20 protein-coding genes are annotated in these 20955 nt (G+C 35.3%); 11 read left to right on the forward strand and 9 right to left on the reverse strand.

Translation table 11 applies throughout. The features are described from left to right. Positions 1 to 69: 69 nt before the first annotated feature. Positions 70 to 3507 (reverse strand): Cna B-type domain-containing protein, encoded by a 3438-nt coding sequence (locus FD26_RS05170; RefSeq protein ID WP_057867364.1) that lies wholly within the window; start codon positions 3505 to 3507, stop codon positions 70 to 72. 161 nt (positions 3508 to 3668) lie between these two features. On the opposite strand from FD26_RS05170, the gene sufC reads away from it, so the two are divergent. The 6 genes from sufC to FD26_RS05200 are packed head-to-tail and all read left to right on the forward strand — an operon-like array spanning position 3669 to position 9032. Beyond that, positions 3669 to 4463, forward strand: a complete 795-nt coding sequence (sufC, locus tag FD26_RS05175; RefSeq protein ID WP_057867365.1) for a Fe-S cluster assembly ATPase SufC — start codon at positions 3669 to 3671, stop codon at positions 4461 to 4463. Between the two features lie 11 nt (positions 4464 to 4474). Then, positions 4475 to 5662, forward strand: coding sequence for a Fe-S cluster assembly protein SufD (gene sufD / locus FD26_RS05180; RefSeq protein WP_057867366.1), 1188 nt, complete (start codon positions 4475 to 4477; stop codon positions 5660 to 5662). Further along, positions 5634 to 6863, forward strand: coding sequence for a cysteine desulfurase (locus FD26_RS05185; protein ID WP_057867367.1), 1230 nt, complete (start codon positions 5634 to 5636; stop codon positions 6861 to 6863). The genes sufD and FD26_RS05185 overlap by 29 nt, the downstream gene beginning before the upstream one ends. Then, the gene (sufU, locus tag FD26_RS05190) at positions 6860 to 7303 is read left to right on the forward strand and encodes a Fe-S cluster assembly sulfur transfer protein SufU (protein WP_057867368.1); all 444 of its coding nucleotides are present in this window, start codon (positions 6860 to 6862) and stop codon (positions 7301 to 7303) included. The genes FD26_RS05185 and sufU overlap by 4 nt, the downstream gene beginning before the upstream one ends. Continuing rightward, positions 7300 to 8691, forward strand: coding sequence for a Fe-S cluster assembly protein SufB (gene sufB / locus FD26_RS05195; protein ID WP_057867369.1), 1392 nt, complete (start codon positions 7300 to 7302; stop codon positions 8689 to 8691). The genes sufU and sufB overlap by 4 nt, the downstream gene beginning before the upstream one ends. A 26-nt stretch (positions 8692 to 8717) precedes the next feature. Beyond that, on the forward strand, positions 8718 to 9032 hold the full coding sequence (locus tag FD26_RS05200) for a metal-sulfur cluster assembly factor (RefSeq protein ID WP_057867370.1): 315 nt from the start codon (positions 8718 to 8720) through the stop codon (positions 9030 to 9032). Positions 9033 to 9338: 306 nt separating this feature from the next. On the opposite strand, the gene FD26_RS05205 is transcribed toward FD26_RS05200, so the two are convergent. From FD26_RS05205 to trpX, 3 genes are read right to left on the reverse strand one after another with little or no spacing between them, the layout of a single operon-like run. Beyond that, a complete protein-coding gene (locus FD26_RS05205) occupies positions 9339 to 10088 on the reverse strand; it encodes an ABC transporter ATP-binding protein (protein WP_057867371.1) in 750 nt (249 codons plus the stop codon). Further along, positions 10085 to 10975, reverse strand: a complete 891-nt coding sequence (locus tag FD26_RS05210) for an ABC transporter permease (protein ID WP_057867372.1) — start codon at positions 10973 to 10975, stop codon at positions 10085 to 10087. The genes FD26_RS05205 and FD26_RS05210 overlap by 4 nt, the downstream gene beginning before the upstream one ends. Continuing rightward, positions 10972 to 11979, reverse strand: a complete 1008-nt coding sequence (gene trpX / locus FD26_RS05215; RefSeq protein ID WP_057867373.1) for a tryptophan ABC transporter substrate-binding protein — start codon at positions 11977 to 11979, stop codon at positions 10972 to 10974. Before trpX ends, FD26_RS05210 begins: the two co-directional genes overlap by 4 nt. A gap of 379 nt (positions 11980 to 12358) precedes the next feature. On the opposite strand from trpX, the gene FD26_RS05220 reads away from it, so the two are divergent. From FD26_RS05220 to FD26_RS05235, 4 genes are all read left to right on the forward strand, one after another. Further along, on the forward strand, positions 12359 to 13426 hold the full coding sequence (locus FD26_RS05220; protein WP_057867374.1) for a YibE/F family protein: 1068 nt from the start codon (positions 12359 to 12361) through the stop codon (positions 13424 to 13426). Beyond that, on the forward strand, positions 13426 to 14169 hold the full coding sequence (locus tag FD26_RS05225; RefSeq protein WP_057867375.1) for a YibE/F family protein: 744 nt from the start codon (positions 13426 to 13428) through the stop codon (positions 14167 to 14169). The genes FD26_RS05220 and FD26_RS05225 overlap by 1 nt, the downstream gene beginning before the upstream one ends. Positions 14170 to 14267: 98 nt before the next feature. Then, on the forward strand, positions 14268 to 15941 hold the full coding sequence (locus FD26_RS05230; RefSeq protein ID WP_057867376.1) for a glycoside hydrolase family 13 protein: 1674 nt from the start codon (positions 14268 to 14270) through the stop codon (positions 15939 to 15941). 124 nt (positions 15942 to 16065) lie between these two features. Further along, positions 16066 to 16653: a helix-turn-helix domain-containing protein gene (locus tag FD26_RS05235; RefSeq protein ID WP_057867377.1), complete on the forward strand. Its 588-nt coding sequence runs from the start codon at positions 16066 to 16068 to the stop codon at positions 16651 to 16653. A 4-nt stretch (positions 16654 to 16657) separates the two neighbouring features. Here the strand turns inward: FD26_RS05235 and FD26_RS05240 are convergent, their stop codons facing one another. From FD26_RS05240 to FD26_RS05250, 4 genes are all read right to left on the reverse strand, one after another. Beyond that, positions 16658 to 17509, reverse strand: coding sequence for an NFACT RNA binding domain-containing protein (locus FD26_RS05240; protein WP_057867378.1), 852 nt, complete (start codon positions 17507 to 17509; stop codon positions 16658 to 16660). A gap of 75 nt (positions 17510 to 17584) precedes the next feature. Then, on the reverse strand, positions 17585 to 18085 hold the full coding sequence (locus FD26_RS05245; protein WP_200953664.1) for an NAD(P)H-dependent oxidoreductase: 501 nt from the start codon (positions 18083 to 18085) through the stop codon (positions 17585 to 17587). Beyond that, on the reverse strand, positions 18028 to 18222 hold the full coding sequence (locus tag FD26_RS11460; protein ID WP_200953663.1) for an NAD(P)H-dependent oxidoreductase: 195 nt from the start codon (positions 18220 to 18222) through the stop codon (positions 18028 to 18030). The genes FD26_RS05245 and FD26_RS11460 overlap by 58 nt, the downstream gene beginning before the upstream one ends. A gap of 128 nt (positions 18223 to 18350) precedes the next feature. Continuing rightward, complete coding sequence (locus tag FD26_RS05250; RefSeq protein WP_057867379.1) at positions 18351 to 19271, reverse strand: aldo/keto reductase; 921 nt, start codon at positions 19269 to 19271, stop codon at positions 18351 to 18353. Between the two features lie 324 nt (positions 19272 to 19595). Between FD26_RS05250 and FD26_RS05255 the strand changes: the two genes are divergently transcribed. Beyond that, the gene (locus FD26_RS05255) at positions 19596 to 20030 is read left to right on the forward strand and encodes a MaoC family dehydratase (protein WP_057867380.1); all 435 of its coding nucleotides are present in this window, start codon (positions 19596 to 19598) and stop codon (positions 20028 to 20030) included. 89 nt (positions 20031 to 20119) lie between these two features. Here the strand turns inward: FD26_RS05255 and FD26_RS05260 are convergent, their stop codons facing one another. Beyond that, positions 20120 to 20926, reverse strand: coding sequence for an enoyl-CoA hydratase-related protein (locus FD26_RS05260; protein ID WP_198033229.1), 807 nt, complete (start codon positions 20924 to 20926; stop codon positions 20120 to 20122). Positions 20927 to 20955: the final 29 nt, after the last annotated feature.

Raw genomic sequence — 20955 nt, forward strand, 5'->3', positions numbered from 1 at the left:
TTTGATTAAAATGTATAACAAAAAGGGCAGTAATCCAGTTTTGGACTACTGCTCTTTTGTTGTGAACTATTAAGCATTTTTTCTTCTAAAGATAAATATTGAGGTGAGACCTAAAATAATAAATCCAATGATTGTATAAGCGATGTTAATTGCTTGGGCTCCAGTTTGAGGCAATCTATCGTAATTAGTATCAGGTGTACTTGGAACGAAAGGATTACTTGGGGGATTATCAGAGTTATTAGAGTTACTAGGATTACCAGGGTTAGCGGGTGTCTTAGAAGTATGAATGTTAGTAATAACAATATTATTACTATTGGTGATTTGACTAGTTGTATAGCCTGCAACACTATCTTCTTGAACTGTATAGTTATTGTTCTTATCAAGATTATTCCAAGTATATGACCAGTTATTTTGAGAATTTAAGGAAATAGCATCGCCAAATGCAACACCATTTTTAAATAGATGAACGATAACTTTATTTGGACGGATATTGTCTTCGTTATTATTATCATTCCAAATTTTTGTAACGTGAAGACTAGTTTTGTCGTTGGTTGGAGTAACTGGGGTCTTGGAAGTTTGGGTATTTGTAATAGTAAAATCGGTGTCGCTATTTTTAGTGATATTAGTTGAATAATTGCTTACGGAATCTTCAGAGATGGTATAGATTTTATCTTTATCAAGATCAGTAAAGGAACCTCGCCATTTATTATTAGCGTTTAAAATAACAGATTTGCCAGTATCTTTATTGTCAGCAAATAAATGAACAACAACTTTGTCAGGGCGAAGATTATCTTTATTGTTATTATCAGCCCAAACTTTATTAATGTTTAAATGAGTTTTGTCATCTGATGGAGTAACTGGTGTTTTAGGTGTGTGAGTATTTGTAATAGTAAAATCAGTGTCGCTGTTCTTAGTGATCTTAGTGGAATAGTTATTTACGGAATCTTCGTTGACTGTATAAGCTGGACCTTTATCAAGGTCAGTAAAGGAACCCTTCCAGCTATTGTCAGCAGTTAAAGTAACGGATTTGCCAGTATCTTTATTGTCAGCAAACAAATGAACAACAACTTTGTCAGGACGAAGATTATCTTTATTGTTATTATCATTCCAAATCTTCTGGACGTTTAAAGAAGTTTTGTCACCTGCTGGAGTAGTAGGGGTGTTGGTAATAGTTGCTTGAGTTTGACTGTCATTGTATGTGATGGCTGAAGTATATCCAGCAACTTTAATTTCTTTTACAGAATATTTTATGGCACCATTATCATCAGATTCTGGTAAATTTTCCCAAGTGTGAGACCAAGACGTCTTGTCACTCAAGGTAATTGGAGCACCAGAGGCAACGCCATTGGCTAAAAGTTGTACTTGAACATCAGGGTGATTTTTAACGGTATCATTATCGGCCCAAACTTTTGTGGCCTTAAAACTGGTTGTTTTATCATCGATATTATCCAAAGTATTAGTGATAGTTTCGTTCGTGCCATCAGCATCTATAGTATCTTTTTCGCTGTAGTCAGTGGGAACGGAAACTTCCTTGGCAGAGTACTTAATTTCTTTGTTCTTATCATCGTACTTAGGCAGTTTGTTAGTTGGATCAGCTGGTTTGGTAGGGTCTTCGTCCAAAACAGCACCAAATTTATGACTCCAGTGATTAGCCTCATTTAAAGTAACTGGTTCTCCAAGTGGTTTGTCACCCTCACCATTATCGTTGGCATAAAGTTGTACTTTAACTTCGGTTGGGCGATTCTTATTGTTGTTATCATTCCAATCCTTAGTGACGGTTAGGGATGTGGCTAGTTTGTTATAGATAGTTATATCAGTACGCGCACCATTACTGTTGTCTTTTTGAAGTTCGAAATATTCGGCAGGCATAGAAGACTTATTATCCGCTGTAGCAATACTTCCGGAGTAATACCAATGACCAGTCGGACTGACTGGAACGTTCTTAAAAATTCCTGACCAGTTATTAGAATCATCTAGAGTTAATTGTTTAATACTTGGGTCAATGCTCGATACATTATTATGCTTGTCATCGTACAAATTCACAAAAATTTGTTTGGGTCTATTTGGATTATTATTGTCGACCCAAACTTTCTTAACTTTCATATCTTTACGTATCGATTTAGAAATATTGGTTATATCATAGTTGGTCGAGTCTGATACAGAAACAAACCCGTCAATGGGAACTTCTTGAACGGTATATTTATACGCATTACCATTACTGTCGTATTTTGGTAAATTATTAAAAGCGTATGACCAATTACTGTCTGCGGTAACGGTTTGTTGAGCATAATGTGTAGCAGCGTTACCATTTTGAATTAGGTTGATAGTGACAGAATCAGGTAATTTAGTATCTGGGAGAACCTGCCATAATTTATGTCCCATAATGGAAGTGACTTGGTCACTTGTACGAGCGTCACTTCCTAAAGTTGTATAGGCTTGATTAACAGTGTAATTGGATATTTCATCCTTATTAGATAATAAATCACCGGTATTAGCGTATGAAGATAATTTATTATCAGTGTCAGTGATACTTGTGTAATATTCAATCATTGCTGGTTGAGTTAAAGTACCGAAATTGACAGTGAAACCATTAGCATCGGTAGTTGCTTTAAGATCGGAAAACTTATTGTCAGTTTTATCTTCAGTTAGAGTACCCGCAGTATAATCAGGTGTGGCAGAGTATATTGTTATTGGATGTTCAGCATCGTTTAAAAGCGCTTGATCATGACCAATAGTGTCTTTATAAATGGCATCATTAATTTTTTCACCTTTATAATTGACACGAACGACCCAGTGAATAGTATTTCCATGTATATCCTCGAAAGTTCCATTCTTACCAATAAGTTCTTTTGGATCAAGTGGCTGACCGGGGTCAGGGTTGACCGTAGAGCTGGTAGTTGAATCATTGTCATTGATTGCTTCTCCAGTTACATTCCAATCTATTGGGACTTTAGTATTTTGACTTACTTGAGTTGTATCCCAACGTGTACCAACATAAATAGAACCAGTAACAGTATCATTTTTTGATTTGTTAGCAGCGTATTTGTTAAAGACGACTGTTACTTGTCGCTTTGCTTTACTCAAACTTGCTGTACCAATTTGGTTACCACCAGCAAGTTCGGTAACTGGAACATTTTTTTGATCACCAGTTATTGTGAGCTGTTTTGGAACATCGAATGTCATGGTATCGCCTTCGTTGACACCACCAGTTGGAGTAGCAAATTCCCAATAAGCAGTAATATCTTCATAAAGATTAAAAGAGGATTGAGGTTTTTTATCCGCATTTAGTAGTTGAACTTTAGTAACCAGCTGACTTCCCCAGTCCTTTTTAGTAGTTGGAGTAGTTGCTGCTGTACCAGAACCTCCAGTAGAATCATCAGAATTCGCTTGAGAGGCAACAGGTGTATCTGTTCCCTCTGCAGCATTAACCACATTTATTGAACTAGTCATAAAAATAGATAGAACTATGATTAGCAGATTAAATATGTTATTTCCCTTTTTAAACATATTTAAATCCCCCCTAATTTATATAAAAAAAATTAAAAGTATATATATACCCGTCTATAATGATACTACTTTTATAGATATAGTTATATTTGCCAGGCAACCTTAAATTTTACGTTTACTGTATTATAATTGGGCTATTAGTCAGGTTTTGGAGGAGAATTATGTCCACATTAGAAGTAAAAGATCTTCATGTTGAGGTTGAAGATGAAGAGCGTAAGACAAAAAAAGAGATTCTTAAAGGCGTTAATTTAGAAATGAAAACAGGTGAGATTCATGCAATCATGGGTCCCAATGGGACTGGAAAATCGACGCTGTCTCAGACAATTATGGGACAAAAAAACTACCACGTTACTCAAGGGGATATCTTGCTAAATGGGGAAAGTATTCTCGAGATGCCCGTGGATGAACGTGCTCGCAAGGGGTTATTTTTAGCGATGCAATACCCTGCAGAGATTCAAGGTGTAACAAATGCTGAATTTTTAAGAGCTGCTATCAATGCACGTCGCTCTGAAAATAATCAAATTTCAGTAATGGATTTTCTGAAAGAATTAGATAAAAACTTAGAGATTTTAGATATGAGTCAATCAATGACTGAAAGATATCTTAATGAAGGCTTTTCTGGTGGTGAAAAGAAACGAAATGAAATTTTACAATTATTAATGATTAAACCTAATTTTGCACTACTTGATGAAATTGATTCTGGTTTGGATATTGATGCTCTAAAAGTTGTCTCCAAGGGTGTTAATTCTATGCGTGGAGATAATTTTGGGGCGTTAATTATTACTCACTACCAACGTTTGCTTAATTATATTAAGCCAGATGTGGTTCACGTGATGATGGGTGGTCGGATTGTGAAGACTGGTAAGGCTGATTTGGCTTTGAAGTTAGAGGATGAAGGCTATGCTGGTTTACGTGACGAACTAGGTTTAGATGTTAAATTGGTCGACGAAGATTAGGAGGTAGCGTAATGACACCAGATAAATTAGTGCAACTAGCTACTGAAAATAATGAACCTGATTGGTTTATTCAAAAAAGAATTGAAGCGTTGAAATTAATGGATGAGTTGGAATTTCCTAAGATGCAACGGTTTGATTATCATCGATGGCAATTAACTTCAGAAACTAGTCGAATAATTCGCAATAAATTTGAAGATTCACAAGATTATATTTTGATGGATATTTTTGAGGCAACTAAAAAATATCCAGATTTAATTAAAAAGTATTATATGAACAAAGTAATTAAATCAAATGAGAATAAGCTAACGGCATATCATACAGCCTTTTTAAATCAGGGGCTATTTCTTTATGTACCTAAAAATACCGTACTTGAAAAGCCAATTAAACTTAATTTACAACAAGATTCTGACAGTCCTTTTGTTTCTCATATTTTAATTCTGGCTGGAGAGAATACACAATTTTCATTCATCCAGAAAATGACGACAGTTGGCGATCAAAAAGCCGTTGCTAACTGTGTGGTAGAAATTGTTGCTCAGGCTAATAGTGTAGTTAAGTATGCCGCTGTCGATGAACTGGGAGATAATGTTACTTCATATTTAAGTCGCAGAGCTTATGTTGATCAAAATGCTTATGTCGATTGGTCAATTGGTTTGATGAATTCCGGTAATACGATTGCCGATTTTGATACAGATTTGTATGGCGAAGGTTCACATTCAGAAATCAAAGTCGTTGATATTACTTCCGGCCGTCAACAGGAGGGTGTTAATACGCGTGTGACAAATTATGGTAAACACTCAATTGGCAATATTAATCAGCGTGGAGTCATTATGGACCGTTCAAAATTAATTTTTAATGGAATCGGTCATATTATTCATGGTGCTTCAGGAGCTAATGCTGAACAGCAGAATCGTGTTTTGATGATGTCGAGTAAAGCCCACGGAGATGCCAATCCAATTTTATTGATTGATGAAAATGATGTTTTGGCAGGTCATGCTGCCAGCGTTGGTCAAGTTGATCAAAAGCAACTTTATTATTTGATGAGTCGTGGAATTGATAAGAAAACGGCTCAAAGAATGGTAATCAGAGGATTTTTAGGGGATGTTTTAGTTTCTATTCCATCACAAGAAATTCGAGAACAATTGATTCAAACAATCGAGAGGAAGTTGGAAAATGGACAGCAAATTTCAGAAAATTCGTAATGATTTTCCAATTCTCAATCAAAAAGTTAATGATGAATCTTTAGTATATTTAGATAATGCGGCTACTAGTCAAAAACCGCAGCAAGTGATTGATGCCTTAATCAATTATTATCAAAACGATAATGCTAATACTCGCCGTAGCGTGCATACTCTAGGTGAGAGAGCAACAGAAGAGTTTGAGGCTGCTCGAGAAAAGGTTCAGAAATTTATTAATGCTGAACAGTCGCGTGAAATAGTCTTTACTAAAGGGACAACTGATAGCTTGAATTTAATAGCAAGTACGTATGGTGAGGTAAATATTCAAGCTGGAGATGAAATTGTAATTTCCATTATGGAACATCACAGTAATTTAATACCTTGGCAGCAACTAGCATTGAGAAAAAAGGCCACTTTAAAATATATTGATATTACTTCCGATGGACAATTAGATATGCAAGATGCCCGGAAGAAAATTACTGACAAAACTAAAGTAGTTTCCATTGCCCATGTTAGCAATGTACTAGGCGTAACTAATGATTTAAAAGAAATAGCCAAATTAGCACATACTCATAACGCCATTATGGTTGCGGACGGAGCACAGGCAGTCCCTCATATGTCAGTTGATGTACAGGATCTTGATGTTGATTTTTATGCCTTTTCAAGTCATAAAATGATTGGTCCCATGGGCGTGGGCGTGCTTTATGGAAAGGCAAATTTATTGAAGCAAATGCCACCTTATCAGTTTGGTGGCGAAATGATTGATTTTGTAAATCAATATGATAGTACTTGGACTGAAATTCCTTGGAAATTTGAGGCAGGTACTCAAAATGTCGCTGGAGCAATTGGCTTAGGAAAAGCTGTTGATTATTTAAATAAAATTGGCATGCAAAATATTGCTAACTATGAACATAATTTAGTAAGTTATGTTCTACCAAAACTTCTAGAAATAGAGGGAATTACTGTCTATGGACCGCATGATAGTAATTATCATAACGGCGTTATATCATTTAATTTGCGGGGATTGCATCCACATGATTTGGCAACAGCTTTAGATATGGATGGCGTTGCTGTCAGAGCGGGACATCATTGCGCCCAGCCACTTATGAAAAAACTCGGAGTAGTTGCTACTGCACGGGCTAGTTTTTATTTTTATAATGATAAAAAAGATGCCTACATGTTAGTCAAGGCAATTTATGATGCAAAGGAGTTCTTTAAAATATGAGTTTAATGGGATTAAATAACCTATATCGTGAAGTTATATTAGATCATTCTGAGCATCCACATCATAAAAGACGTTTAGCTAATGCCACCCAGACGATTACTTTGAAAAATCCAACTTGTGGCGATGTGATTAATTTAGAAATAGAGCTGGATAATAATAGAATTAAGGATATCGGTTTTACTGGCGAAGGCTGCACCATTAGTCAATCTTCATCTAGCATGATGACAGATGCTGTATTGGGTAAGTCAGTTGTCGAGAGTTTAGAAATGGCACAGATCTTTTCTGATATGGTCATGGGTCAGAAACATCCGCAAGCCGATTTAGATAAACTTGGCGATGCAGCAATTTTATCAAGCGTGATGAAGTTTCCAGCTAGAATTAAGTGTGCCACCTTGTGTTGGTGGGCTTTGAGAAAATCATTAGGAGATGAAGAACGATGATTGATTTAAATAATTCCGATTATGAGTATGGATTTCATGATGATATTGAACCCAAATATTCGACCGGACGAGGATTAACTGAAGAGACAGTTAGACAAATTTCAGCGGAAAAAAATGAACCTCAATGGATGCTAGATTATCGTTTGAAATCATATAAACTTTATAAAAAGCTACCAATGCCTAATTTTGGACCAGATCTATCTAAACTAGATCTAAAAAATATGTTGTATTATCAAAAGATGACTGATAGAAAATATCGAGATTGGAATGATGTTCCCGATAAAATGAAAGAGACTTTCGATCGTTTAGGCGTTCCAGAAGCAGAACGGAAGTACTTAGGTGGATCTTCAGCTCAATATGAGTCAGAAGTCGTTTATCATAATATGCGTGACGAGTTTAAAAAATTGGGAATTCTTTTTACCGACACGGATACAGCTTTGAAAGATTATCCGGAATTGTTCAAAAAATGGTTCGGAAAATTGGTCAAGCCAGCCGATAATAAATTTGCGGCTTTGAATGGAGCTGTATGGTCAGGTGGATCTTTCATCTATGTACCTAAAAATGTTCGTTGCGACATTCCAATTCAATCATATTTCCGCTTGAATTCTGAAAACTCCGGTCAATTTGAACGAACTTTAATTATTGTTGATGAAGGAGCCAAAGTTGATTACGTTGAGGGCTGTACGGCTCCTAATTATTCTTCGGATAGCTTACACGCAGCAGTGGTAGAAGTTAATGTTCAAAAAGATGCATACTGTCGTTATACCACCATTCAAAATTGGTCTGACAACGTATATAGTTTGGAAACTAAACGAGCTGCAGCAGCAGAGAATGCAACAATGGAGTGGGTCGACGGTAACTTAGGATCGAAAGTAACAATGAAATATCCGAGCGTTTATTTAAATGGTGAAAATGCCAAAGGAACAATGTTGTCAATTGCTGTAGCAAGCAATGGAATTCATCAGGATTCCGGTGCTCGTATGATCCATAATGCTAAAAATACCTCTAGTTCGATTGTTTCCAAGTCAATTGCCCAAACTGGCGGTTCAGTTGATTATCGAGGAACAGTTAGATTTGGCAAACATTCCGATGGTTCAAAAGCCCACGTTGAGTGCGATACGATAATTATGGATGATCAGGCCTCTTCAGACACGATTCCTTACAATGAGATTGATAACGCCAACGTTTCGATGGAACATGAAGCTCGAGTATCTAAAATTTCTGAAGAACAATTGTATTATTTAATGAGTCGCGGTATTTCTGAAGCTAAGGCCACAGAGATGATTGTAATGGGCTTTGTAGAACCATTTACAAAGAAATTACCTATGGAATATGCAGTTGAATTGAATCGATTGATCAGTTATGAGATGGAAGGATCAATTGGGTAACATTCAAGAAAGGCGAGGATGATAAAATGACAAAAAAAGATCAAATTATGGACGCCTTAGAAAAAGTCATTGATCCGGAATTAAATATCGATATTGTTAATCTAGGCTTAATTTATGAAGTTGAAGTCGGAAATGGCAAGGCCGTTATAACGATGACACTAACTACTATGGGTTGTCCCTTGAGTGATATGTTGAATGATTCCATTAAAAAAGCTGTTGAATCTGTTGAAGGCATCAACAAATGTGAGATTCAATTAGTTTGGTATCCTATTTGGGATATTAGTAAAATGAGTCGCTATGCTCGAGTTTCATTGGGTATTCCTGAAGGCTTTGGTATTTAAAAGGGACGAAAAAGCGCTCAATTTGCTACAATTAATGGTGTAAAAATGTATCGCGTTGCAACTAACGAATGGGTTAAAGCAAGCGATATTAAGTAATCATATATTAATTTAGAAATTTTTATTATTGGAATAATTAAAAAGAGCGAGAGTATGATAGAACTCGTTAGTTTCCGAGGATTAACATAAAAGGCGCAATATTCATATTATGAATATTGCGCCTTTTCGCTGTTAAACAGAAGAAACTGAGTTCTGTTGCACGTTTATGATTAATAAAAAAGTTATGTCACAGCCCTGATTTTTTAGTCTTTAGAAGTATTGAAGCAAATCACTTTCAGTTAATTTATCTTTTTCTGTTTGATTCAAATCGAGAATAATTTCTCCTTTTTTCAAAACAATCAAACGATTCCCATATTTCATGGCATCGGATAAATCGTGAGTGATCATCATGCAAGTAAGCTGTTTTTCTAAAATTATACGATTGGTAAGTTCCATTAAATCTTTACTAGTTTGGGGATCCAGAGCAGCGGTATGTTCATCTAACAATAGTAATTCCGGACGTTGAATGATAGCCATTAAGAAACTCAAAGTTTGTCTTTGACCACCAGACAACTTATCGGTAAAGGTATTAAGACGTTTATCTAAAGTTGGTAGGTTAGAAATTAATTTTTCAAATTCAGGCATATTATCTTTTAATTTACGTAATCTCAATCGTCTAGGTAAGCCACGGCGTTTGGCTAAGAGCAAATTTTCAGCGACAGTCATTCGTGGGGCCGTACCGGATTTAGGATCTTGATAAACACGGCTAATGTGGCGGCTACGTTTCGCAAGGTTTTCGCTAGTTATGTCTTCGCCGTTCAATAGAATTTGTCCAGAGGTCAATTTATTGGTTCCGGTAATGGCATCAAGTAAAGTTGATTTACCAGCACCGTTAGTTCCCAAAACAACCAAAAAATCTTTGGGGTTAATTGTTAAGTTGATATCGTTCAAAATATTTAGCGTTTCATCATCGTTATAGATGGTTTTAACGGCATTTTTAATTTCTAGTAATGGTTTCATTTTGTTTTAACCCCGTTTCTGAGTACTTTTAAGAATTGTGCTCTGATAGTTGGTAAAGCTAAACAGAGGGCCAAGATAATGGCTGAAATGAGTTTCAGATCATTCGTATTAAAGCCTAATTGCAATACAATCATCAAGATTAAACGATAAACAATACTACCAATAACTACTGTGATTAGCCGAATGCTTAATGGCACATCCGGATAAATAACTTCACCAATGATGATGGCTGAGAGTCCAATAACGATTACTCCGATACCCATATTTACATCAGCAAAGCCGTTTTGTTGGGCGATTAAGCCACCGGTGACAGCGACAATTCCGTTGGAGACCATTAAACCAATGAATTTCATAACGGTAGTGTTGATACCGAGTGAAGCTGCCATGGTTTCATTATCACCAGTTGCGATAACAGCTTGTCCTTTTTCGGTATTTAAGAAAAGAATCAATAGGAAAATAATTATAGCGATAATAATAATTCCTAAAATAATTCCGTTAAAGTTAGTAGGAAGTTTATCTAATCCAAATTGGTTAAAGATATTAGCTGATTTAGTCAGCGACATATTAGCTTTACCCAGGATTCTTAAGTTAATTGAATAAAGTGCTGTCATGGTCAAAATTCCTGCCAATAAAATTGGAACATTTAATTTGGCATAGAGAAAGGCTGTAGCAAATCCAGCTAGACAACCGAATACGAAAGCAATTAAAAGTGAATAAATAGTTGAGTGACCACTTTGAATCAAGCTAACAGCAGTAACGGCACCCAAGGGAAAGCTACCTTCGACGGTCATGTCAGGAAAATCCAAAATTCTAAAAGTTATGAATAGCCCAATGGCCATAATGGACCAGATGAAACCTTGACTTATAGTAGATACGATTAAATTCATTTGATGATCTGTCCTTTCTTTTGAGCTTCTTTAACTAGTGAATCTGGAAATTGAATATTTAACTTTTGAGCCATCTTTTGATTAAGAATCAAGTGGCCTTTTTCCATAAAAGTTACCGGTGTAGTGGCAGTTTTTTCTTTGCCTTGGAGAATTCTAACGACATGTTCACCAGTTTTTTCACCTAATTCGTATTGACTTAAACCAATTGTGGCAAGCCCACCATCTTTTACCATTGTAGTAGCAGCTGGGAAGACAGCAATATTTTGTTTGGCAGCAATAGAGGAAAGAAGCTTCATACCTGAGGCAACGGTATTGTCAGTTGGTACATAGATAGTTTGAACATTTTCAGCAAGAGCAGTTCCGACTTGTTGAATATCATTAACAGAATTGATACTTGAAACTTTAACATTGATACCTTCTTTTTTGGCTAAAGTTTGCATCTTTTTCATTTGACTAGTAGCAGAGGCGTCACTAGAAGTGTAAATAATACCGATGGTTTTTAAATTAGGAATAACTTGTTTCATTAAATCGAGCTGGGCTTTTAAAGGTGCCTGGTCAGATACTCCGGTAATATTGCCACCGGGCTTTTTGTTATTACTAATAATTCCGGCGCCTTCAGGATCAGTAACAGCTCCCATGACGATTGGAATTTTATTAGTAGCATTTTTCAAAGATTGGACTGACGGTGTTGCAATACCAACAGCTACGTTAACGTTATCTTGAACAAATTGTTTACTGATAGTTCTTAAGTTGCTTTGATCCCCTTGAGCGTTTTGAAATTCGATTTTGACATTTTTGCCATCGACGTAGCCATTTTTCTTTAAAGTATCATCGATTCCCTTATTGATTTGATCAAGCGCAGGATGCGACATTAATTGTAAGACCCCAACCTTTGGGATGGCGTTCTGTTTTTGATTGTCGGCCCTTCCTGTGTAGAAGTAGGCAAAAATTAAGAACATTGCAAGTGCAATAAGTGTTACATAAAGTCTTCTCGTATGTTTCATCGTTATATTCCCCCAAAATAAAAAGGCAATCCCAGAGTGTGTGGGATTGCCTAAAAAATAAAATACCCACATGGTCAAATTTAAAAAAATTCATCCATGTGGGCTCTGAAATTATTATAGTTTAATAAGCCGATATGGATTCAATCCTCTTCAGACTGAATCCATATCGGACCAATCTGAGTTATCGGCTTTGCCAACGAATATTCACGATGTTTAGAGAGTTAATATTTTTCATAATGTTTTCTCCTAACAAATTGATGTCTCAAATATATTTCAATCGTTAAGGATTGTCAACCATTAATTTTTTATGCAAAAACTATTAATTATTTTCTGAAAAAACATATAATGTAGACATTGGCAGAAATGAGAGGAATTTTTTATGAAGAAAAATATTAAGATACTGCTGATTGTTGGAATGATGATAGCTATATTTAATGGCTTTACTTATTTTGACAGTTTTATGTATCATGATCCCATCGTTAAAGTTGAGACTGTCCGAAACTTACAGAAAAGTACTTCAACCGATGAATATAAAAATACTGATACCCAGATTACACAATTGGTTACCGGTAAATTAATCAACACAGATAAGCGAGGTAAACGAGTTAAGTTTAAAAATACTTATTATAGATCGCAACTGATTGATACGAAGTATTCGATGGGGCAGCAGGTAATACTTACCAAAAACTATTCGCCAAAGAATGTTAAACGAGACACAAGCATTGTTTTTACCTTAGGTTTAGTAGTTTTTTTACTATACTGCATGAAATTTGATCGTCGAAAATTATTTATCAGTATATTGATTAACGTTGTTATTTATTATGGATACATCAGTGTAATTATCAGAACACATAATAGTGTTTTATTGCCATTAGCCGTTATAACGGCACTACTGATATCTGCAACGGCGTTATTAGTGATTTTGGGGCCAACTTATCCAGCTTTAATGGCTTATTCTAGTACAGTTTTGGCTACTACCACAGCATTGTTGCTGAGTACATTTGTCCTCAGCCTTTCAGGATACAGTGGTATTCATTTGGAGCTAAATGATTTTGAATTGCAGCCATATTTAAGCGTATTTTTATCTCAAGTTATTTTTAGTGTTTTAGGAGTTATTTTAGATGAAACGATGGATATTTCATCATCTTTGATTGAAATGAAGAAGGAACTATCAGATGTGGCTGAGAATACTTTATTCAAGTCAGGTATTAACATTGGCCGTGAATTGATTGGACCGCTGATCAATATTTTGTTATTCATTGTTATTGCTGAAAATTTGAATGTAGTACTTTTATATTTGAGCAATGGCAATTCAATAGGTTATACGATGAATATGACTTTGAGTTTAGGAATAGCTCAATTATTAATCAGTGCGATTGGAATTGTTCTAACTGTACCAATTACTAGTTTTATTGCTAGTCGAGTAATAACAAGGAGGATGAAATAATGCTGTATCTATTTTTAACCTTCGTTGTTTTACTGTTAATGGTAACGGGAACGCGTGGTTTAACTTTATTGTTTGGTCTAGGAATCAATATCGTCTCAGTAATTGCCTTATTGATTTTGATTGCTGACGGATTTAATGTATTGATTACAACTGGGATTATTGCCATGGTTATTTTAGTTGTAGCAATTTATATGAATGTTGATAATGCAAATACAGCTAATACAGCTTTTAAAACTTCATTAATAATTATGCTGGTAATTCTGTTGATTACTATCCCATTAGAGTTTTGGGCTAGCGCCCAAGGGATGGGAATTGAAAACCAAGATGAGCTGGAAGGATTTTCATTGGCAGCTGGGTTATCTTATCCAGAATTAGCAATTTCCATTATCGTTATCAACAGTCTTGGTGTGATATCCGAAACAAGTGTTGCTATAACGAGCGGTTTAAATGAAATTGTTGAAAATAAACCAACCCTGACGCCTCAAGAAATCTTTGATGATGGATTCTCAGTAGGAAATAAAATTCTTAATACACAGACGAATACATTGCTGTTTAACTTTTTTGCGACTACTTTTCCATTGTTCTTTGTCATTCATTCATTAGGATATAAATTTTCTGAAATTTTGAACGATAAACTGGTAGTTTCTGAAGTTTTAACGACTTTAATCTGTACAATTGGAGTTATTTTAACAGTCCCTATCACTTCATATTTGGTTTATAGAAAGGCCAATAAAAAAATCTAGCAGTTGAATGTGACCGACAACAGTTTTTGTTGAAACCGTTGTCATAATTCAGAAAGCCTCCTAAAATGAAACTAACGGTTTCTAAGGGAGGCTTTTTTATGGCAAAAAATACTTGGTGGAAAAAATCAGTTGTTTATCAAGTTTATCCAAGAAGTTATCAAGATAGCAATGGTGATGGAATCGGGGATTTACCGGGCTTAACAAGTCGTTTGTCGTATATTAAGGATTTGGGGGCAGATGTAATATGGCTTAATCCAATCTATAAATCACCTGATAGAGATAATGGCTATGACATCAGTGATTATCGAAGCATTCAGCCAGCCTATGGTACTATGGACGATTTTGAAGAATTGCTGCAAAAGGCCCATGTTTTAGGATTAAAAATCATGATGGATTTAGTTGTCAATCATACATCCGATCAAAATAAGTGGTTCCAAGAAAGCAAGAAGTCAAAAGATAATCCTTATCGAGATTTTTATGTTTGGCGGGACCCAGTTGATGGGCACGAACCTAATAATTGGGGCTCTTATTTTAATGGTTCCACTTGGAAATTTGATAAGACAACGGGACAGTATTATTTACATTTATTTGCTGAAGGACAGCCCGATTTAAATTGGGAAAATCCTAAAGTTCGAGATGAAGTTTGGAAGATTATGCGTTATTGGCTAGATAAGGGTGTCGATAGTTTTAGAATGGATGTAATTAATTTGATTTCAAAACCTGCTGGTTTACCTGATGGTCAAAAAGCTCCTGGTGAAAAGTATGCCAATGTAGGTAAAGTAGTAGCTGACGGACCACGTTTAAATGAATTCTTACAAGAAATGAATCAAAAGGTTCTATCAAAATATGATGTGATGACTGTCGGCGAAATGCCTGATTCAACACCGAAAGATGCTATCAAATATACAGGTTTAGATTCGCATGAATTAAATATGGTTTTTCAGTTTGATCACGTGGGACTGGCAGGCAATCCTGATAAACGTTTAGGCAAGTGGAATGATAAACCGGTTAAGTTGGTAGAATTGAAACAATCTTTAAGCAAATGGGAAAAAGAACTAAACGGTAAGGGGTGGAATAGTCTTTACTGGAATAATCACGATCAGCCTCGTGCAGTCTCTCGTTTCGCAACTGATAATCCTAAGTATCGAGTTAAAGCTGCTAAAATGTTGGGAACAACTTTGCATATGATGCAAGGAACGCCTTATGTTTACGAGGGCGAAGAATTAGGTATGACCAATGTTCACTATACAAAACTCTCTCAATATGAAGATTTGGAATCATTGAATGCTTACAGAGAATTTGTCGAAGATGAAAAAATTATCGACAAAACATCGATGTTAAAATATTTAGCTGCCAAGTCACGAGATAACGCTAGAACTCCAATGCAGTGGGATGATAATAAAAACGCTGGTTTTACTAATGGAAAGCCATGGTTTGAACTGAATTCTAATTATCAAGAAATCAATGCGAGAGATCAAATTGAAGATAAAAATTCGGTATTTAGTTATTATAAAAAATTGATTGAATTGCGTCACAATAGTGATTTGATTATTTATGGAGATTACGAGTTATTAGATCTGGAAGATAGTCAAATCTTTGCTTATAAGCGACATTACAATAATCAATCATTGCTTGTTATTAGTAATTTTACCGATAAAAAGTTAACACGAGATTATGGTCAAAAGAAGGGCAATTTATTAATTAGCAATTATCCAGATGATCTTGATATGGAAATTCGTCCTTATGAAAGCAAGGTTTATTTATTTAGATAAATAAAATTTAATCGTTATAACGAAAAAAAACGCTGATTTTTCAGCGTTTTTTTAATGCTTAGAAACTTTGCTAGGCTTTTCAATTATACTGAATTAGTATCAACTCTAGAAAGAAGTGAAGATAATGAAATTTGGTGATCGGTTAAAAAAGGAGAGACAGAAGAAACAAATTACACAACAAAAAGTAGCGGATGAATTGAATGTTTCACGACAAACGATTTCTAGTTGGGAGACGGAAAACAGTTATCCAGATATAGAAAGTCTCTTACGAATAAGCGATTATTATCAAGTTTCTTTAGATACGCTTCTAAAGGAGGATACGGGTATGACTGAATATTTGAAAAAACAGGAAATTTTAAAGAGCATCAAACCGGTAATTCTAGTATTAACAGTAATTGATTTGATATTTCTTGGAGTTATCGGTATGGATTTTTTAGGAATAATCAAATTTAATTCATGGCTGAGTAGATTGCTTTTCGTTATGGGAATTTTGAATGTCATAGCATTAATTTTATTGGCTAGTTTTGGAAATAAGGTAAGTGGCAGAGTAACGAAAATTCAAAAACGAACGCCACTTTATTTAATAATAATGATCGTATCTATTATTTTAGCCATTGTTTTAGGCTATTTAGGTCAACTGGGAGTATCAGGGATTTTTGGTGGTATTGCCTTTGGTGTTGCAATTATTTTGATAATAAGCCATAAAAAATAAATGATTATTCAGCTGCTAATTTTTGAGCCAGTTGCCTATCAGGAGTTACTGTTAAAGTACTCGATTTACCTGTGAATAATACTAGTCCAGGTTTAGCGCCTTTGGATTTGAAGAGTTGGCTAACCTTGAGGACGTCAACTGGGACTTGTTTTAAGCCACGACCTTTACTGTAATAAGCAGTTAAATTAGCTGCTTCTCTAAGCGTTTGCTCACTAGGATTAGTGCTGTGAATGACCACGTGAGAACCAGCTAATTCGCTTACGTGCATCCAATAATAATCTTTTTTAGCGGTCAATGTTAAGTGGTCATTTTGAAGACTATTTTTTCCGACTTCTACTAAGATGTGATCAGTTGTGTAAAAACGTCTGGGATGAGCCGGTTCAGGGACTTTGGATGAATGGAGTACCTTTGTTTTTAAGGCGCCTTCTTCAATTAATTGTTGCTTTATTTGAACTAATTGAGTTTCATCTTTTGGGTTGAATGAATTTTGACGAGCTAATTCTTTTTCCAAAGTAGTTTCAGTTTCGTCAAGATGTTGTTTGATAGTAGCCAAACCACGCTTGTCACGATGGTATTGATGAAAATAGACTTCGGCGTTATCAATGACTGATTTTTTAATATCTAGATAAATTGTTATCTTCTGATCAGGCTGACGATAGTCGGGAAGGATGACGTATCCTTTACTTAAATCTATTTGGTTAGCGTAAGTTTTTAATAGGGTTCCTTTAACTTTTAAGATTTCAGGATCTTTGATCCTTTTAAAAGCTTTATTTAAAGATGATATTTGTTTTTGAGTATGATCAATTTGCCATTTCATGGCCTGACTAATTTGTTCAGGGTTTATTTCTGTGGACATTTTGCTCCTCATTTCTAATTTGTTAATCGTTATAACGATAATCTGGAAATTAAAAAAGAGTTCTAGTGTTGACGACTAGAACTCTTTACCAGCCATTTCGGCTTTAGCGTAGGCTTGGTCCAATATTTCAACAGCATGCATTGGGTCATGATCCATACCTTCAGCGAAAATACCTTGATAATCTTTGATACCCATCAGATTGAGCATCATTCTAAGGTACTTGTCGCCTAAATCTTCAACATGTTCGTTGGTATCACCGTTATGATAAATGCCACCGCTACTTTGTAAGTGGATGATTTTTTTATTATGGAGATCACCGACTGTTTTGCCAGTCTCATCGTAGTGGAAGGTTGCATGAGCTTGCATAACGATATCAATGTAACTTTTCATTTCAGCAGAGATAAAGAGATTGTACATTGGATTGACGAAAACATATTTGTCGGCATTAACAAATTCGTTGATCCACTTTTGACGAGCATCATTAAATCTTATTTCATCAGCATTTAGAGTACTCTTGGCTAAATTTTTATTGTAGATAGATATAGCACAATTTTGTTTAGCGGAAGGGGCATGTATTCAGAAACGTTGTGCATAATAATTTCATCCTGGGGATTCTTTTGGACATATGAATTTATAAAATGTTTATATAATTCATGTGTTGAAGAACCCTTGGCAGTTTCAGGATGGGCATAAATTACAAGTACTTTTGACATAGAAAATTCCTCTTTCTCACAATTTACCTATATTATAAACCCAAATAATTTTCTGCTGAACAAAACATTAAAAAACAATGTGGTAATCAATTGGATGATTACTACATTGTTTTTTCGATTCATTAACTTTAAGGAAGATCATTGCCAGCGGCGAAGTAAATATCGTACCATTCTTGTTTAGTGAGATCTATATCTCCACCTTTAGCACTGTCGGCAATATGTTCAGGATTCATAGTACCGATGATGACCTGAATATTAGCTGGATGTCTAAGAATCCAAGCGGTAGCGATAGCATTCTTACTTACTTTATATTTGTCAGCTAATTCTTGTAACTTTTGATTTAGTTCTGGGAATTTATCATTATTGATAAATGTTCCAGCAAACATACCGTATTGGAATGGCGACCAGGCTTGAATCGTTACGCCCATACGTCTAGAAAATTCAATAATACCACCGTCATGATTGATGGAACGGGGATCAGTCATATTAGTATGCATTCCAAAGTCAATCATACCTGTATGCATGATGCTGAATTGTAATTGATTGATCATTAATCTCTGATCTACAGATTCTTGGACTAACTGATATTGTTGGGGATTAAAGTTAGAAACACCAAAATGGCGAACCTTACCATCTTTTTGGAGCTCATCAAAGGCTTCGGCAACTTCATCTAGCTCCATTAAAGGATCGGGGCGATGCAATAAAAATGAATCTAGGTAATCAACTCCTAAACGTTTTAAAGAGCCATCAACAGCGTCAATTAAATGTTGCTTGGAAAAGTCATATCTTTGACCAGAAATAATGCCACCTTTGGACTGAATATAGAGATCCTCTCTTTTAACAGCAGTTTTTTTGAGTGCTTCACCGAAAACTTTTTCTGAATCTCCATCTCCATAGATATCGGCTGAATCTATGTAATTAATGCCACTGTCATATGCAGTATCAATAGCTTTAGCAGCCTTATCTGGGGTTAGACTGTTCATTCGCATAATACCAAGGGCAACTGCAGAAGCTTGCCAGTTAGTTTCGCCTATGTAAAGTTGTTTCATAAAAATACCTCCAATAATTAAGTATCATATTAATTATTGGAGGTAATTAGAGATAAGTCAATGAAAAAGAACACGCTTACAGCAATTTAATGTTAATTATTGAGCAATATATAAGAAGAAATAGATATGAGAGTATTGTTTATAAAAAATAGTCAATCTATTAATTATTTGATTAAAACAAGTGATTTTATATACCCTAGATTGTATATATATTTTTTAGTTATACAACCTATAAAAAATTAGTATTGTCAACGAAAACGATTTCAAGTTATGCTGAGAATTGAAGAATGTGAATTAAAATACATTGTTTGGGAGGCCATACTGATGGAAGAATATAAGATAATTTACGAGGGTGAATTAAAAGAAGGTATGAGTGGTTCTATTTCCAAAAGAATTACGGAAGAGGACGTCGATACTTTTGCCAAAGTTACTGGAGATTATAATCCCATGCATGTCGATGAGGAATTTGCTGAAAAAACACAATTTCACAAAAGAATTGCCCATGGAATGCTTTCGGCAGGAATGATATCAGCATGTTTAGGTAATAAAATGCCAGGGCCTGGTGCTATTTATCTTAATCAGACTTTAAAATTCGAAAAACCAGTTTATTTTGGAGACGTATTGGTTGCTACTGTAAAAGTAGAAAATATTGAACAAAAGGCCCATTTCCAAATTGCTACATTATCAACTATTGTGACAAATCAGAATGGTGAAGTAGTCACAGAAGGTAAGGCCCAGATAATGCCAGCTAAGCATTAAATAATTTATAAAAAAAGTACCTCGACTGATCTTAAATATAGACCAATCGAGGTACTTATTTGTTACATGAATATTATATGGTTGAGGGTTTATTTGCCACTGAATTTAGCGTGACGTTTTTCTAAGAATGCTGTCATACCTTCAGTTTGATCTTCAGTAGCAAAGGTTTGAGCCCACATTTGTGTTTCAAAGTCGATAGCTGTATCCAATGGTAAGTCAGCTGCACGATCGATGACATATTTAGCCATACCAACAGCGATTAGACCATTCTTCATAATTGTTCCAGCAATTGCTTTAGCTTTGTCCATTAATTCTTCAGGAGCAGTAATTTCGTCAGCAATACCAACACGGTATGCTTCATCAGCATCGATCATTGTACCTGTAGCAATCATTTCTTTAGCTTTGCCACGGCCTACAAGACGAGTTAGACGTTGAGTACCACCGAATCCAGGAACAATACCTAGAGTAACTTCTGGTTGACCAAATTTAGCCTTGTTAGAAACAATACGCATGTCACATGATGAGGCTAATTCAAGTCCACCACCGAGACAATATCCATTAACGGCAGCAATTGTAAATTGTTTTAGATTTTCAATTTTACCGAATGAATTATGAGCTAGTTTTGAAAGTGCAGCGGCTTCAATAGGATTCATATCTCTCATTTGAGAAATATCTGCGCCAGCAACGAATGCCTTTGCGCCTGAACCTGTAACAATCAAAACTTTAATGGCATCTTCATTATTCTTTACTACGTCTAGTGCATCGCCAATGTCTGTTAATGTAGCTGAGTTCAAAGCATTAAGTGATTTAGGACGATTAATAGTTAAAGTAGCAACACCATCTTCAGCTTCTAGTAATACGTTTTCGAAATCTTTCATACCTGTTAATTCTGTCATGTTAGTAACATCCCTTCAAAAGTAGTTAC

Source organism: Companilactobacillus crustorum JCM 15951 (assembly GCF_001434585.1).
GTDB classification, from domain to species: domain Bacteria; phylum Bacillota; class Bacilli; order Lactobacillales; family Lactobacillaceae; genus Companilactobacillus; species Companilactobacillus crustorum.